At 40.5% G+C, this 15,573-nt stretch carries 22 protein-coding genes and 1 pseudogene; 1 reads left to right on the top strand and 22 read right to left on the bottom strand.

Features of this window, described 5'->3' with window-relative positions; genetic code table 11:
• Positions 1-19 precede the first annotated feature (19 nt).
• The 6 genes from G608_RS0114635 to G608_RS0114660 all read right to left on the bottom strand — a co-directional run bounded on the left by G608_RS0114635 (position 20) and on the right by G608_RS0114660 (position 3,802).
• Entirely contained in the window at positions 20-457 is a 438-nt protein-coding gene (locus G608_RS0114635) for a radical SAM mobile pair system MarR family transcriptional regulator (protein ID WP_013282512.1), read from the bottom strand.
• A gap of 204 nt (positions 458-661) precedes the next feature.
• Positions 662-1,309 carry a YoaK family protein gene (locus G608_RS0114640; protein ID WP_035773381.1) on the bottom strand — a complete coding sequence of 216 codons (648 nt, stop codon included), beginning with the start codon at positions 1,307-1,309 and terminating at the stop codon, positions 662-664.
• A gap of 54 nt (positions 1,310-1,363) precedes the next feature.
• A complete protein-coding gene (locus G608_RS23315) occupies positions 1,364-1,648 on the bottom strand; it encodes a metal-sensing transcriptional repressor (RefSeq protein ID WP_022762007.1) in 285 nt (94 codons plus the stop codon).
• 53 nt (positions 1,649-1,701) lie between these two features.
• A complete protein-coding gene (locus G608_RS24455) occupies positions 1,702-1,863 on the bottom strand; it encodes a heavy-metal-associated domain-containing protein (protein WP_081667329.1) in 162 nt (53 codons plus the stop codon).
• A gap of 66 nt (positions 1,864-1,929) precedes the next feature.
• Entirely contained in the window at positions 1,930-2,580 is a 651-nt protein-coding gene (gene deoC, locus G608_RS0114655; protein ID WP_022762004.1) for a deoxyribose-phosphate aldolase, read from the bottom strand.
• 184 nt (positions 2,581-2,764) lie between these two features.
• The gene (locus tag G608_RS0114660; protein ID WP_026496659.1) at positions 2,765-3,802 is read right to left on the bottom strand and encodes a YeiH family protein; all 1,038 of its coding nucleotides are present in this window, start codon (positions 3,800-3,802) and stop codon (positions 2,765-2,767) included.
• 127 nt (positions 3,803-3,929) lie between these two features.
• Here G608_RS0114660 and G608_RS0114665 point away from each other — a divergent pair, with 127 nt between their 5' ends.
• Positions 3,930-4,823 (top strand): LysR family transcriptional regulator, encoded by an 894-nt coding sequence (locus G608_RS0114665; RefSeq protein WP_022762002.1) that lies wholly within the window; start codon positions 3,930-3,932, stop codon positions 4,821-4,823.
• Here the strand turns inward: G608_RS0114665 and G608_RS0114670 are convergent.
• From G608_RS0114670 to G608_RS0114760, 16 genes and pseudogenes are all read right to left on the bottom strand, one after another.
• A complete protein-coding gene (locus tag G608_RS0114670) occupies positions 4,811-5,716 on the bottom strand; it encodes a hypothetical protein (protein WP_022755918.1) in 906 nt (301 codons plus the stop codon). The two genes, G608_RS0114665 and G608_RS0114670, sit on opposite strands and share 13 nt — an antisense overlap.
• A gap of 268 nt (positions 5,717-5,984) precedes the next feature.
• Entirely contained in the window at positions 5,985-6,626 is a 642-nt protein-coding gene (locus G608_RS0114675; protein ID WP_026496660.1) for a hypothetical protein, read from the bottom strand.
• 27 nt (positions 6,627-6,653) lie between these two features.
• Positions 6,654-7,091 carry a hypothetical protein gene (locus G608_RS0114680; RefSeq protein ID WP_026496661.1) on the bottom strand — a complete coding sequence of 146 codons (438 nt, stop codon included), beginning with the start codon at positions 7,089-7,091 and terminating at the stop codon, positions 6,654-6,656.
• Between the two features lie 80 nt (positions 7,092-7,171).
• On the bottom strand, positions 7,172-8,122 hold the full coding sequence (locus tag G608_RS0114685) for a DUF6017 domain-containing protein (RefSeq protein WP_026496662.1): 951 nt from the start codon (positions 8,120-8,122) through the stop codon (positions 7,172-7,174).
• Between the two features lie 65 nt (positions 8,123-8,187).
• Positions 8,188-8,553, bottom strand: a complete 366-nt coding sequence (locus G608_RS0114690; protein ID WP_026496663.1) for a replication initiator protein A — start codon at positions 8,551-8,553, stop codon at positions 8,188-8,190.
• Positions 8,554-8,555: 2 nt separating this feature from the next.
• A complete protein-coding gene (locus G608_RS0114695; RefSeq protein ID WP_026496664.1) occupies positions 8,556-9,467 on the bottom strand; it encodes a ParB/RepB/Spo0J family partition protein in 912 nt (303 codons plus the stop codon).
• Positions 9,430-10,242: a ParA family protein gene (locus tag G608_RS0114700; RefSeq protein WP_026496665.1), complete on the bottom strand. Its 813-nt coding sequence runs from the start codon at positions 10,240-10,242 to the stop codon at positions 9,430-9,432. Before G608_RS0114700 ends, G608_RS0114695 begins: the two co-directional genes overlap by 38 nt.
• Before the next feature lie 12 nt (positions 10,243-10,254).
• Entirely contained in the window at positions 10,255-10,716 is a 462-nt protein-coding gene (locus G608_RS24605) for a DUF6462 family protein (RefSeq protein WP_330367047.1), read from the bottom strand.
• A gap of 621 nt (positions 10,717-11,337) precedes the next feature.
• Complete coding sequence (locus G608_RS0114725) at positions 11,338-11,571, bottom strand: hypothetical protein (RefSeq protein ID WP_026496667.1); 234 nt, start codon at positions 11,569-11,571, stop codon at positions 11,338-11,340.
• Between the two features lie 81 nt (positions 11,572-11,652).
• Entirely contained in the window at positions 11,653-11,847 is a 195-nt protein-coding gene (locus tag G608_RS0114730) for a DUF898 family protein (RefSeq protein ID WP_155833304.1), read from the bottom strand.
• Positions 11,848-12,032: 185 nt separating this feature from the next.
• The gene (locus tag G608_RS0114735; RefSeq protein ID WP_026496669.1) at positions 12,033-13,265 is read right to left on the bottom strand and encodes a site-specific integrase; all 1,233 of its coding nucleotides are present in this window, start codon (positions 13,263-13,265) and stop codon (positions 12,033-12,035) included.
• 77 nt (positions 13,266-13,342) lie between these two features.
• Positions 13,343-13,543, bottom strand: a complete 201-nt coding sequence (locus G608_RS0114740; RefSeq protein WP_026496670.1) for an excisionase — start codon at positions 13,541-13,543, stop codon at positions 13,343-13,345.
• Between the two features lie 78 nt (positions 13,544-13,621).
• Positions 13,622-13,831, bottom strand: a complete 210-nt coding sequence (locus tag G608_RS22960; protein ID WP_026496671.1) for an excisionase — start codon at positions 13,829-13,831, stop codon at positions 13,622-13,624.
• Complete coding sequence (locus G608_RS21390) at positions 13,743-14,207, bottom strand: type II toxin-antitoxin system PemK/MazF family toxin (protein ID WP_081677445.1); 465 nt, start codon at positions 14,205-14,207, stop codon at positions 13,743-13,745. The genes G608_RS22960 and G608_RS21390 overlap by 89 nt, the downstream gene beginning before the upstream one ends.
• Before the next feature lie 610 nt (positions 14,208-14,817).
• A pseudogene (locus G608_RS24340) lies at positions 14,818-15,354 on the bottom strand (DUF4298 domain-containing protein).
• On the bottom strand, positions 15,351-15,560 hold the full coding sequence (locus G608_RS0114760) for a hypothetical protein (RefSeq protein WP_035795823.1): 210 nt from the start codon (positions 15,558-15,560) through the stop codon (positions 15,351-15,353). Before G608_RS0114760 ends, G608_RS24340 begins: the two are co-directional and overlap by 4 nt.
• Positions 15,561-15,573: the final 13 nt, after the last annotated feature.

The following is a 15,573-nucleotide window of genomic DNA, read 5'->3' on the forward strand; positions in this document are numbered from 1 at the left end:
TGATCTTTAATACAGATACTCATTTGTCACTCCATTCCTCAAGGTTTACCCTGATGCGGTTAAGATACTCTTCAAACTGAAGAATCTCTTTATCCGTAAAATCACGATAATAAATATTCCCCATCTCATTGGATACGGAGTCATAAGCTTCTTTAAGTTCTTTGGCTTTATCTGTGAGGAACAGAAGAGTTTTTCTCTTATCAGCTTCATCAGTTTTGCGGCTTATCAGTCCGTTTTTTTCCATCCGCTCAAGCATGGTTGTAAGTGAAGTAATTGCAAGTCCGCTTTTCTCGGAAATAATTTTAATAGGAACACCATCTTCCTGCCATAAGACATAAAGAATCCTTCCCTGAGCTCCGTTAAATGCATCAATGTTTTTTTCTGCCAGTATCCTTTCAAATATACGATCACCCAGCTGTTTTATTTTTGTAACAAGAAATCCACCATTTGTCTTCATAATTAAATACTCCTATATCGTAGTTTTATACTACGATATAGGAGTATTTTTGTCAAGCACACATATCATAACTTCGGATTTTATGTTCTATCATTCATCTCGAAAAACCTGAATCTGATAACGTGTTCCATCTGCTATAGCGGAGTTGGAGAATAGCACCTGCTGAACCATCGCCTCCCGCAAACCGCGTATTGTATGCCAATTTTACCTTACTTCTTTTACCATCATATTGATAACTATAAGCAGTATAACTACCGAAATCCATATGGTTTTTATCCCAATGATTCCGGATATTACTCCGCCAAATCCTGCTCCTATAGCAAATATCAGAATGATTCCAAAGAAGTGAAATGATTTGTACAAAGATTGTTTGTTTTTGTCTCTAAGGTATTTAGAAAGGCTCTCTGTTCCACTTCTCAGATTTCCAATGCACATGGTACTTGCATATCCATATCCATGTACTTTTCTAAATGTTTGCACCTGCATGGCACATGAAAATGACACAATCATATTTGCTATCATATTCATATCCATGGGGAGAAGTCCGACAATGCTAAGCGCAATCATTTCAATTATTATGATAATCTGTCTCCAGTGGATTTTTTCAGCACATTTATACTCGTTTTCAATTCTCTCTGCTATAAAAATCCCAGCAGCAAACGAAAAAAGCGGACACATATAGTGTAACCCCTGCATAAAATTACCCTGCATCAGGTTCTGACTCATTAAAACAACATTGCCGGTCTGTGCATTGGCAAAGACTTTATCCCTCATATTATATGTATACGCATCCTGTAATCCTCCTGAAAAGGATAATAATGCACTTAATCGAAAACTCTCAGATGTCTGCATATTTCTCCTACATATTTTATTATCGCGGAATAGTTACTCATGAATGTAATTCTTTTATTTCATGAGTTTACGGATCGTCTTCAATAATTCGTCCACGATTTCTTCATCGTCATTTTTTATGCCGTCCGTAACGCATCCTTTCAGGTGATATCCAAGAAGTTCCTGATTAAAGCCGTCTATTGCTGAGGCTGCAGACATGGACTGTTGAAGGATGTCGTTGCAATATACGTCATCCTCGATCATTTTTTCCAGGCCACGTATCTGCCCTTCCAGACGTTTCAACCGGTTGGTCAGAGCCTTTTTCTGTGCTGCTGTTCTGACTGTCTTTTTATGTGCCATAAGTAATCTCCCTATTATTCATATGTTGACTAATAGTATCATATCCCGGCTATTTATTGTACAGAAACAACCTTATAGCCAAGATCTTCTATCTCCTTTATCAAGGTGTCATCCTCTACCTCTTTTTCGTACTTCACAACAGCTTGCTTCTTTTTGAGGTTCAGTTTTGCAGATACGCCATCAATTCTGTTGATCCGTATATTTTTTAAACTCAGTCAAAATATTATTTCTGTCCATATGTACTGATTATTCCATTTCCAGTGTTTTATAGTTTTTCTAAATCACATACTTTTAGCAATCTTTACCAGCCTGCTTGTGCCAAGTCTGTGTGCTCCAAGTTCAATAAATTTCTCAGCATCTTCAATTGATGCAATCCCGCCTGATGCCTTGATCTTGATATTTGGACCACAGTGTTTTGCAAAGAGTTCTATATCTTCAAAGGTTGCACCGCCTGTTGAGAAACCTGTTGAAGTCTTGATATAGTCTGCCTTTGACTGCGTAACAATCTCACACATCTTGATCTTCTCCTCTTCTGTAAGAAGGCAGCACTCAATGATAACCTTCATGGTATGGTCGCCACAGGCTTCTTTGAGTTCATTGATCTCATCAAGAACAAACTTATAATTCTTAGCTTTCAGCTCCCCTATGTTTATAACAATGTCGATCTCTGTTGCTCCGTTTGCAAGCGCATCCTTTGTCTCAAAAACCTTGGATGCAGTTGTTGTATTTCCATTCGGGAATCCGATTACTGTTGTTATAGGCATATCAGGGCCCATATACTCACGGGCTTTCTTCACATAATATGGAGGAATGCATACGGAAGCCGTATGGTACTTCATACCATCGTCGCATATCTCTTTTATCTCATCCCATGTGCTTCCCTGAGCAAGCAGTGTGTGATCAACCATCTTTAATATTTCTTCAAGTTTCATTCGAGTATCCTCCATTCTTCGACCTAAGGGTGGTACCGCTTGCGGTGGATTCCTTAGGTCCATCCAAAAATTTCATAGTCTTTTTGGTTCATAATTTGACAATAAATACGGGACGACAAAATAGTCCCCCCTACCATTTGCAATATATACTAGGGGGGAGTATTTGTCAACGCCTATTTTTCTTTTACCATATTCCCATTACATGCTGCATCAAAAGGCTGACAACTGTTATTCCGATCCAGCAACAGCCGCCAAGCAAAATCGGCTTCCCACCTGATTTAATTAGTTTGATTATGTTACTGTTCAAGCCAATAGCAGCCATGGCCATTATTATAAAGAACTTGCTAAGTTCCTTAAGTGGCTTAAAAACATAAGAAGGGACACCTGCTCTCAAGCAAATAGTTGTGATAATTGAAGCAATCACAAAGAAGACTATGAACATCGGAAATGCTCTTCTAAAGCTAAAGCCATTTGTCGAACTTCCATCCTTTTTTGCTTCCCTTGCCCTCAGATACGCAAGTACCAGTGTAATAGGTATGATAGCCAGTGTTCTTGTAAGCTTGACCGTAACTGCCTTATCAAGAGTCTGACTCCCCAGGTTCCACATACTATCCCAGGTTGATGCAGCTGCGGTGACGGAAGAAGTATCATTAACTGCAGTTCCCGCAAAAATACCGAAAGCCTCTCCTGTTGTGATATCAAAACCTATAAGCTTTCCCAGCGAAGGAAAAAGAAGTGCTGCCAGCACGTTAAAGAAAAATATCACAGAAATTGCCTGTGCCACTTCATCATCATCCGCATCAATGACAGGAGCCGTAGCTGCTATTGCTGAGCCGCCGCATATTGATGAGCCAACTCCGATAAGAGTAGCTGTGTTTCCTTTGATATTCATAACCTTATGAAGAATCCATGATAGGATAAGCGATGTTGAAATCGTGCAGATAATTATAGGAAGTGACTGTTTCCCGGTCTGAAGAACGACCGAAAGATTCATACCAAATCCAAGGAGGACAACAGCCTCCTGCAGAATTATCTTTGATGTAAACTTTATTCCATCAGCCGCCTTCCCCTTGTCATTCCAGAACAGGGCTATTATCATGCCCAGAATGATTGCAATCACCGCTCCGCCAACGACAGGGAAGCGCTTTCCCAGGAGCCATGAAGGAACCGCAATAGTGAAGCATACTATTACTCCCATGTAATTCTTTTTCAAAAAATCCATCTCAAGACCTCTCTCTCTTTTTAATCTGTTCTTTCGCAGGTCTTATTCTATTCTGTCTTTTGAAAAAGATAAAATTATATATTATTATATATCCATAAACATTTCTTATCGTTAGGGAGGACTGATTATGCTGGATTTCAGGATAGATACCTTTCTATGTGTTTGCAGGCACCTCAATTTCACCAAGGCGTCTAAGGAGCTGAATATTACTCAGCCCGCTGTTTCTCAGCACATACATCATCTTGAAAATGAATACGGGACAAAGCTGTTTACTCAGGATGGAAAAAAACTTTTTCTAACTGATAACGGAAAACTCCTGTATAAAAAAATGAATCAGATAAAAAATGATGATGAAAGTCTCAAAGAAATACTTTCAAAGAATAACCATGGCTTAAAAGACATCTCTTTTGGTGTCACCATGACCATAGGAGAATACATAATTGCTGATCCGATCAGTGATTACATAAAAAATCACCCGGATACTAATCTTAAGATTACATTTGGCAACACATCGGAGCTTCTTAAAAAACTCTCCGACGGTGTTATAGATTTTGCACTTGTAGAAGGATATTTCCCTGAAAATGATTATGAAACGCTGCTTTTTAGCAAAGAAGAGTTCGTTCCTGTCTGTTCGGCAAAGCACTCTTTCAATCAGAAGCCACGCGTGATAAAAGATCTCTTTCCCGAGCGAATTCTTATAAGAGAACCCGGTTCAGGAACGCGCAATATATTGGAAAGAGCTCTTGCCCTGAACAATTACTCCACAAGTGATTTTAGGAATTTTACCCAGGTGGAGAACATGCATGCCATAATAAGCCTTATTGAAAAAGATTGTGGCATCACCTTTTTATATAAAGCAGCGGTTGCATCAGGACTGCAGTCCGGATATCTGAAAACAATCCCCCTTGACGACTTTAGGGTAAAACATGATTTTACCTTCATCTGGCCCAAAGATACTGTTTTCAGTGAAGAGATCCGTGCAATATGTGAGGAAATACAACCTATAACTCATTCTGCATGAAGTTCATGTTCTTTTTCATAAAGCTTGTTATCCTGCCGTCTCATGAAAATCATCCGGGACAGAAAAAGAATCAAGCTACTTCCTACAAAAATCTGAATCGGATATGTGATTAGTACGCTTTCAGATATTATCATGCTCAGCATGGTAATAGCGCCAACCGGTGGCATATACATCTTAGTAAAATGAATAACGATAAGCATACCACTTGTAGCAACAATTGCTGAAATCGTAATAGGAAGCCCTATCCAAATAGCAAAGAAATATCTTGAAATCACACCAATTATGGCACACACAGTTATCACTGCCACCGTTTTGACTGGCATATTTCTTGTTTTGTTCCTTGGCCTGGAAAACTCAGTAAATGCCACAAGTAACGGAGGTGCCACAACAAATCTATAACCCGTTCTGAATGCAACACCGGCTATTACTGTCACACAAAGGATTCTAATGGAAGTATCTACCATATCGTCCCTGGAATTCAGCATCACAGGAACATATTCCTCATCTGCTCGGATTCCCTGAAATAGAAAAAGTTTATGAAACAATATTACAAGTAATGTCAGTACAAATGCAGCTATAGGATACACTATACTTGTAGTATGCATCATCACCGGGAGCACTATTGCTGAGACAAATGGTGCAAACGTGGTTCCTGAAAACATAAAGATTACCTGAGCGATTGTGAATGCCAAAATCACTTCGATATACGTATCAAACGGAACAAATCTTACAATGCACACTCCTATTATCGCACAGCCTGTTATCAGTGAAAGCATACGCTTTCCATTAACCTTCCAGCTTCTATTTTTTGCCACCATATATCCAACTGCTAATGCTGTTATCTCAGGAAATATAATCTCCTTCTCATTTAAAGTTTCTGCAAATAGTGTCATCAGCGCTACTAACAGAACTGTACAAGCGTATGGTATTATTCTCTTGACTCTATACATATTCTATAAAAAACATGCAATCAATGTGATGATCGCGATTCCTCCTTACTTAAAAATAGCACATTTACTGACACTCTTTCCAAGAAAGACTCCGCAAGGGTCTCGTCTGTTGTTTTTCGTTTCACAGCTATTCACTCCTTTAAATCATTCATGATATGTCCTCTCTTATTCTTCTTGAAGCATTTCTGCCTCAATATGACCTTCTCTATTATCACGCCAACTCTAAGCGGTCTCTTACCAAATTTCCAATAACAGTAACAACCATTGCCACTATCACAATTACCATTCCCACCTTATCGTAAGATGTATAGAAGCCTTCAGAGAAGTGCAATTTAACATACTTGCCCCAGATTGTGCTGAGAATCACAAGTAATGTGAATCCCAATGACACTGCATACATGATTGAAACAATTATACTTGCCAGAAGATTTCTATCTCCATCACATTCAATCCCGAACGAATCCAGGTTTGATGCTACGATTATACCCATGATGATCAGATAAATAATAGTGACAAAAAGAGCTTTCTGCCAGGTTGCGCATTCATAGCTGTTATGCACAAGTGCCATTATCAGTCCAACAAACATAGCACAGGAGAACTTTACCATTGGTCCTCCGGTCTGTTCATTTACTGTCAGCACAAGAATAATGAGTTCAACTATGGCTATCAATGCAATTGTGCTTGCTCTTGTCTCGCCGGGTATTATGTCTTTCAGTGCCGGATACTGGAACTGTAACACAAACGAGGCTATAAGCCCTGTGAAAAAAGGCATTGCCCTGAATACTCCAAAGAATACAACGGCAACAATGGCAATTACAAGTGTCAATACAATATCAAGTAATAGTCCTACCATCTTAACCCCCTATGATTTAGAAACAGGCTACTTCTTGGAAGCCGCCTTACTTAGTTTATTGCTGTACACTGCAGCACGGCATAGGAACTTCAATTGTTCTACACCGTTCTTCATGACAACAGCTCTTTCAACGCCCTTTACAACGCCTTTCTTGACTGCTTCGTTATACATCTTGCCAAGTCTGGCCCGCACTGATGCAGGTGACTCATTGATATGGTTCTCAATGAGAACCTGGTCAACGTCCTTGAAAGTCGGAAGATCAGAGAGTGTAAACTCCGGATCCATCTTCCGTGACTCCGAGATCATGAGCTTAAGCGCAGTGGTGTAATCATACCTCACCCTTGTGCTGTATTTCTCCTCAAGCGCTTCCAGGATGAGGCTGTTAACAGTTACCTTCTGCTTATCTGCAGCCTTCTGAAGCTGCTTGTACAGATCTTCATTGATTGACAGATTGATCCTTGGCATATCATATCCTCCCATGAGTGTTACGCATCCATCATTACACTTTGAGTATATGAGTGTTACGCAGATATGTCAACTTGGCTCTATACGACGCCGCTTGCCATGTCATGGCTAAGCTCGGATTGAAAGTAGCTGCTCATCGTGGACGGTGCATTAAACAGCGCTGCCAGCAAATAGTTTTTGATGTTACGAACCTTTGTCGTATTCTCTTTCATGCAGCCCATAACATACTCAAGATGCATGTTATTGAGCTTCAGAAACTTGGACTTAACAAGGTTTGTAGGATACTCGTTCTTCGAGATCCATATGCTCGGCTTCTGGCAAAGGACTGTTTCCAGCACAAGGTCATATATGCCCTCGATGATCTCGGCGTCCTGAGGGAAACGCTCAAGCATGGTATCAACAGCCAGATTTTCCCTGATGATCTCAGCATAGGTATTGTACTCATCATTCAGATCTGCCTTCATCGAAGAGATATGATTAGTAATAGTAATTAAATTAGTATTACTTGTATTATTATAATTAGGGTCGGAATTTCCGTGGTCTAGAACCCGAATTTCACGGGGTCTTGACTCCGATATTTCCGTGGTCTTGACCCCGATTTTTCCGGGGTCTGAAATATGAGTTTCAGATTCAGAACCCGTTTTTTCCGGAGTCTGAACTTCCGCCATACCTTCAGAAATGAACTTCTTGAGGTAAATGATTGTTGGCTTACCCTGGCCCTGCTTCTTGCGCTCAATAAGCCCGAATTCCTCAAGTTTATTGAAGAGAACACGGATCTTATCGTCCCCAAATCCCAGCATTTCTGAGGCTTCCTGCTGTGCAAAGTAGATAAAAGCCCTCTGCTGTTCATCAAACCACTTATTCTTGAGGGATAAAGACATCCTATCCAGCATAAGGCCGTAAAGAACCTTGGCAGACACGTCAAGCTCCTTAAAATAGGCATTTGTGAACAACAGCTTTGGTATTCTGTAAAAGGACAGCATCTCGGATTCTTGACCCTTGAAATAGTCAAATACGATTCTTTCGCTCAATCCTTTTTCCTCCCTTCAGTGACTTTGTGCGATGCTTAGTGGATTTAGGTGGTGCAATTTCTGCACTACCCTATCAACTGAAACACGCGCCTCTTATTGAAATTTTTTACGTAGATTTTGCTTGGTTTGCCCTTGACCTGAAGCTTATATATAAGGCCAAACTCTTCAAGCTCGTTCATGCTGTCGATAATAGTGTGCCTGGAAAAAGAAATATCTTCCTCCAGCTTTCTGAGCGGATAAATGATATAAACACGGTTTTCTTCGTCATACCAGTTATGCCTTTTTGCTTCACGCATCCGATCTAAAAGAACTGCGTACAGCATCTTGGCCGAAGCCGACAGGGAAGAAAAGCTCTTCCCCGTCAGAAGTTCTTTCGGAATCTCTACAGAAGCAAACTGCTCAGCCTGGGTATTATAGAAATAGTCCATCATAGTCAGTTGTCCTCGCTTTCGTGGGTTCTCTTCCACTCCTCACAGAATTCCAGAAGAATCTTCTCAATCTGTGTCTGAGAGTAGTAGGCAGGAAAGTACTGGTTGAGTTTGCGCTCGTTGAAAGTGATCTTCTTTCTTACATGAGGAGTGGACCTGTTCTTGATCAGAATATCTATCATCTGCTCTTGTGTGAGAGAATCATCTTCACGGTAAGGTCTGAGCTCAATTAACTGCTCCTGCTTTATCATGCCGTTTTCGGTAATGTATTCGTATAGCCATTGCTGATAAGTATGATTAAAATAGGAAATCTCAACTCCTACAAAAACGGCAAGTTTTCCTTCATCAACCATTTTCAACAACTTGGGAATCAGTTCTGTAAGTCTGATGTATCTAAACACTTGCGTTCTGTTTAGTCCACTTGCCTTACCAACAATGTCCCCTGAGTTTGACTTTGTTTCTTCAAGAAACAAAGTTCCTGTTAACTCTTTCCCTTGGTGCTTAATTGCATCCATTTTCATCTTAAAAGCAAATGCTCTTTCGCTAGGAAGAATCTCTTCCCTCTGCATGTTCGCATTAACCATGGCAATCGTGGCATCATCATTGGTCATTTCCTTGATGATTGCCGGAATCTTCCTAAGCCCCGCTCTTTTAGCTGCATGGAGCCTTCTGTGGCCGGAAATCATCTCATAAGTGCCTTCATCATCCGGTCTTACAAGAACCGGAGTAAGAACTCCGCTTTCCTTGATGCTTTCCACCAGCTCATCCATCTTTTCATCATCAACAACCCTGAAAGGATGATTCTCAAAGGGATATATAGTCATTACATCGAGATCTACAGTCCCCTCGGTGCTTGGAACACCGAGGAGCTCATCTATACTAGATAGCTTTACTTTCTGACCAACTCTTTGTGCCATTGTTCATAACCTCCTTTATGAAACTCGTGTAAGCAAATGCTGCCTTTCCTTTTGGATCATATTGGTACAGGCTGCTTCCTGAAGCGCTTATCTCGGCAGCTCTCACAGATAAAGGGATCTCTGTCTCAAAAACATTGATGCTTGATGAATAGACATCATAAATCTGAGCAGCAATATCTTTTGCATAATTGGTTCTGTTATCCACCATAGTGATGAGGATTCCCTCAATCTCAAGCTTAGGATTGAGCTGACGCTTTACTCTTCCTATAGTCTTAATAAGCTGCTGCAGCCCCTTCACCGGAAGATACGCAGCCTGGCAGGGAATAATAACAGAATCTGCGCAGGCAAGAGCATTTATGGTCATCATGCCAAGAGATGGCATGCAGTCGATAATAATGTAGTCGTAAAGCTCTCTGGCCTTGTCCACATATTCTCTGAGGATCGTCTCCCTGCTTATAACACCGGTCATGCTGATCTCCAGGCTGGAAAGTTCTATATTACCCGGCATCAGGTCAACTCCTTCCGGATGGTGGATGAGGCCCTGTGAAACATCCACAGGCTCGTCATTGATGATATTTACAAGAGCTGTAGCCAGGGAATAGTCCAGTCTGTCCGGCTCATCACAGCCTAGACTGATTGTCATTGATCCCTGGGGATCCGCGTCGATATTCAGTACCCTGTAGCCTTCTCTTGCAAGCCCGATGCCCAGATTTACGGCAGAAACGGTCTTCCCTACACCCCCTTTTTGATTTGCTACTGCTATGACCTTAGACATATAGTTTCCTCCTTATTCCTCAAATGACTCGATGAAAGCATCAATTTTTTCCGTGTTACACAGAACCACACCCTTTACCTTTCGGGTAGCCTTAGCGTCTTTTGCCAGTTGCTCAAATGTATGAAGCCCCATTGAGTAGAGCTCTGCACCTTCTGCGTACCTCACATACTTTTTCTTGCCTTCCTTAACCAATTCTTCGATGTTATCAACCAGTTTTCTTCTTGCCATATCTTCGTCCTCTCTTTTCAAATCCAATATGCAGTTTTTCTCGATGTATTCATCAAGAACATCCAGATCTACAAGGGCAGTCTTTCGTAGTTTTATATTTGCCTTGGCCTCCTTGCAGATATTCACAAATGACCAGTAAGCCATCGCATAGAGCCTCGCTCCCTGGGCGTAGGTGCAGTAGCGATGTTTCTTACCTTCCAGATACTTTTCCAGATCAACTGGCGGTGGGGATTTTGAACGATTCATCTGTAACCTCCGTTTTTTGGTGTTACAGGATGTGATTTAAGAAAAAAGAATTGAGATTTTTAGAAATAAAAAAACCACATTTCTTCTTTTTGATAGAGAGAAATGTGGATTAGAATTAAGCTTCTTTGGATTCAAAAAGATATGAACCGCTTATTCCTCGAGACATTTGCCCCGGGATAAAGACTTTTCTCAAAATCTTTATCCCGTTTAAGTCGTTTTTGGACCATTTTTCGGACTTTTTTATGTCTACATATTCATCCATGGAAGCCCTGTTTCATGCTGGCAATCTGTACGTACTCATCCACTGACATACTATGATGTCCAATGGAATCGTTGTAAATCCAATGCATTTTTGGATTCAGCGGGTTCTCCACGGAGAAACGTGGTAAATACGCGAAGCTGTGTGTCATTTGCTTGATTTTAGCGTCGGGAAGGGCTTTTGAGCATCTTGTAATCATCATAAAACTTCTTAAACGCTCTTATTCTCTAATTCCTCCTTGTTTATCCCACATATCAGTTTTTATCGCATTTTATCAGATATGGGTGTAACGGGTGTAAGTTGGGTGTATGGGTGGGTGTAAATTATTTGTCTCCCACCCGCGGACATCATAACCTAGGAAATCACCTAAATCTGTCTATCGGCTCCTTCGATTTCATTATGATTTTACCTACTGCTTCTATCTCATCTTCATCCATATCCTCAATCATTAAGATCACTGCTTTGTACGTAGCAGTGTACTCCTGCAAGGATCTTACGATTCCTCTTTCTTTCATAACCAACACATAATACAGATTGATCCATGTTGGTATTCCATTTTTCCTAGTCATGACACCTCCAAATAATATTAGCGCCATGCATCTGATCTCCTGATCAAATTCACGACGCTATGTATCATAACTCCGGTTCTATCATCAGCCGCCTAATTTCAGACACCATCATCTTACAAAATCCGTATGTGAAACCTTCCACTTTATAAGTTTTATTCCTACCCAGAATCCGTAGATTCCCAAGGTGATTATTGAAAGAATCAGCCACTTGATCCAATTACCAAACAGTCCGATAGCACTTCCACTAAACTGTAGCCTGCGACCATTTATTACTGTGTGCTTTATCTCCCAGTTATAAACCATGGTATAAGCCCAAGGCAGGCATATTCCACAGGTACATGTAGTCACAATAATTCCCAGAAGGCGATAACCTGGGAAAGGGAAGGCGATGAATCACATCAAAACGACTCACCGCCTTTTATATGGAAAAGAGGAATGAAAATAGCGCCATGTGCCCGATACCATGATCAGACTCACGACGCTATGTATTATTCGTTATCTTTCTTATTCATGAATTCCTCAAAATTCAGCATCTCTTTCTTTTTAAAATCCTTTGTTGCATCAGTATATATATCAAGCGTAGTTGATATATCCGTATGTCCCAGGAGCTCCTGAATTACTTTTATATTTACACCAGCTTCGCACAATCTCGTTGCAAATGTATGTCTGAGATTATGGCAGCTGAAGTTAGGAAGAAGTATCACCTTTTCATTTCCCTTTCTGTTATCAAGCACCTTTTGATTACAGTCTCTAATGATTCTCTTAAGTGCCTTATTAAGAGTACTCTGGTTCTGAACATTTCCATTTTGATTAACAAAAATGAAATTGGTATATCCATCAATACTCACCTTGCAGTGGATCCCGGTATATTCCTGATATTCCTTTTCCTGTTCCAGAGCCTCTTTTACTGACTTCATCATCGGGATTGTTCTCTCTCCCTTTTTCGTCTTTGGCGTATTGATTCCAAAGTAGCATCCATTATCAGAATGTCGGTAGTAAACTAGGGTGTGATTCACATCGATCAGTCCTTCCTCCTCATCAACATCTTCGAAACGAAGGCCAGTTAGCTCTCCTACCCTTAAACCCGTCCCAAGCATAAAAGCGAATACCGGATACCAGTGATTATACATAGGTGTCACCCTAAGATATTCAAGGAAAAGATCCTGCTGTTCAACCGTAAGGGCCATTCTCTTTTCGGAGCCAAGATTTCTTGACTGCTTCAATTCTTTTATGGCCTTATCACCAATGTTATTTCTGATATATCCGTCTTCAACGGCAACATCCAAAACCTGATGGAGTACGGTATGTATACTATCGATGGTTGCAACCTTAAGCCCTCTCTCATCCAGCATCTTATTATAATATCTTCTTATATCAGATTTTTTCAGGGCAACAATTCTGTTCTTTCCTATGTCATCCCTTACAAATCGCTCCCATGTATACATATAGTTCTGGAAAGTATTATCCTTAAGTCCCTTTTTCATGATCTTCCAAAGATCGAAGACTTCATTCAATGTAACATTTTTGGCATCTGTACGAATTCCATCGTACTTGTCCCTCTGGATGTTATCTTCCTTTTCACGGAGCTTATCAAGTGTCGGTGCATATATGGTCTCCCGCTTGCCAATACTGCTTCTCCAGCGATACATATATGTACCATCTTTTCTCTGGGTTTCATTTTCTTTTAAAACCCTGCCATTAGAATCTTTTCTTCGTTCCATTCATTTCCTCCTTCAAAAAAACTAGGTTGATATGCCTTGAAATTAGCACACCAACCTGTTTCACACCATGATGCCGATCAAATGGAAAAAGTCTTTCCAATATAATCATCAAACTGTTTTCTCTTTATCAGCCTTTTCCTGCCAACGTATAACACAAAAGTACAACTGTCACTTTCAGTCATGTCCCTCAGCTTATGTTCCCCGATGTTATATAGCGCTGCTGCCTCTTCGATAGTAAGCGTTGGCCTTTCACAAAGTCTGATATCATATTTATCCATCTGGACCCTCCTTACATGAAAACATTTCTGCTACATGTTCAAACTATCATTTTTATTTCAGAAGCTCCATGATGCCGGTTATATGGAAAAAGCTTTTCCAATATAGTCATCGAACTGCTTTCTCTTTATCAGTCTCTTCCGTCCAACAAACAGGACATATGGACATGAATCCTGATCCGTAAGATCCCTCAATTTGTTTTCACCTATATTGTAGAGAGCTGCCGCTTCTTCTACAGTCAACGTCGGTCTTTCGCATAGTCTTATTTCGTACTTTTCTACTCTTTCCATCCTTTTTCCCTCTTTTCTTGTTATCAATATTAAGTTGCACCAAAATCGAATTATCGATATATCTTCTCATGAACTTTTCATCGAGTATCCCCATATATTCGATCAACCTAGTTTTATCAATTGTCATGATCTGCTCAGCAATCGTTGCTGATTTTTCTTTAAGGCCACCCACACCATCAAGAATCACATGTGTAGGAAGCCCACTGCTTTTGTGTATCTTTGTCGTTATTGGTAATACTGTAACTGTCGGGGAATACTTATTCCCCCTGTTGTTCTGTACAATGAGAACAGGCCTTATACCTTTCTGTTCAGAACCAACTCCCTCGCCAAGATCTGCAAGATAGATTTCGCCACGCTGGATTTCATTCATCCCCATCACCACCTTCTTCTATCTTTTTTATGTAAAGAGGGAGTCCTTCCATATTGTTATATAGAAGGAACACCCTCGTAATATTCCAGCGAAATTAACGTATCTACTTGTCCTCGACACCCCGATACAATGAATCTTCAGATTCCGGGAAATCATCAGGCGGCTGCAGCACAGCTCCATAGGTTCTCTCCTCCCCGCGGGTCTCGCCGGGCCGCTCCCATTACGTTTAGTTGTGGCTGAGCGGAAGTCTCATTATCCCTGTACCTATCTTCGCCATACCGGTGCTACCGGCATTCCAGAGGGGCTATCTCGCTCAAGGCGTACCCTTGCGGCTCCACAGTACAGGACTGTACCTGATGAATGATTATTCAGTTTTCAAAGTCCGACGAAGGGATTTATTTGCCCCTTCACCTATACCCACAGAGAGAAAGAATTTTACAACCTACAAAATGAATATTTTTTTTTTATTTCAAATCCCTATTTTTCGTTTTAGATACTAATAAAAACAGCAGGCCACCAACTTGATGATCTGCTGCTTCATGTTTAATCGTTTCTCACATTATATTCTGTTTTGTGTAATCACTTTTTTACAATTTGTCGGACAATCTCAATACCATTAATCTTCAAAAAACGGTTTCAGCATTTCCATGACTTCCTTGTTCCGTTCAAGCATGTTGTAAATGCCATCCTCTGACAGCACTCCTCTTTTAAGATCATCAGGGAACAGTCCCTGCTAATCGGACTCAAGGTCTTTTCTCCACTGCTTGCTGCCATAGTAGTCCGATAGCTTTTGGATGTCATCCTGCATATGCTGCAGATCAAAGATACTAGCCTCAAGGGTATTCAAAGTATGATTGGCCTTCTGCAAGATATCTTCCATCTTATACAGAGTTGGAGGAACGTTATCTCTCTTAAGCCGTTTTGAGAAATGATTTTTCTTGTGATCATATCTCTGCGCAGCATTCTCCGGAAAAAGAAGAATTCCTCTGCTCTTTAAAAGTTCAAAAACTCGTGCATGAGCCTCTTCATCAGAATAGCCTTCTTTCATCTGCTCCTTGTAGATTACATACATCAGATTGGTGCATCTTGCTTTGGAGTTCTTCTTCAGATCTTCGAAGTGTTTCATTTTTGGTGGTGTTTTCTTTTTGCTCATTCTGCTCCATTCACTACTTGTTCTCTGATTTTTATAACATCAGTCTCAGAAAGATCTTTTATATAAATGCAGTATTCATCAGGATATCCACCGACAAATTTCATGTGTTCCATGGAAATTTGAGAAGGTTTGGTAATCCAGAGTACCGGCTCTCCATAATAATCTTCAACATATCTTAATTTTTCACCATTATATGTAATGATCATGTGAAAATCTCCT

Source organism: Butyrivibrio sp. WCD3002, from assembly GCF_000424265.1.
In the GTDB taxonomy this organism is placed as follows: Bacteria; Bacillota; Clostridia; order Lachnospirales; family Lachnospiraceae; genus Butyrivibrio.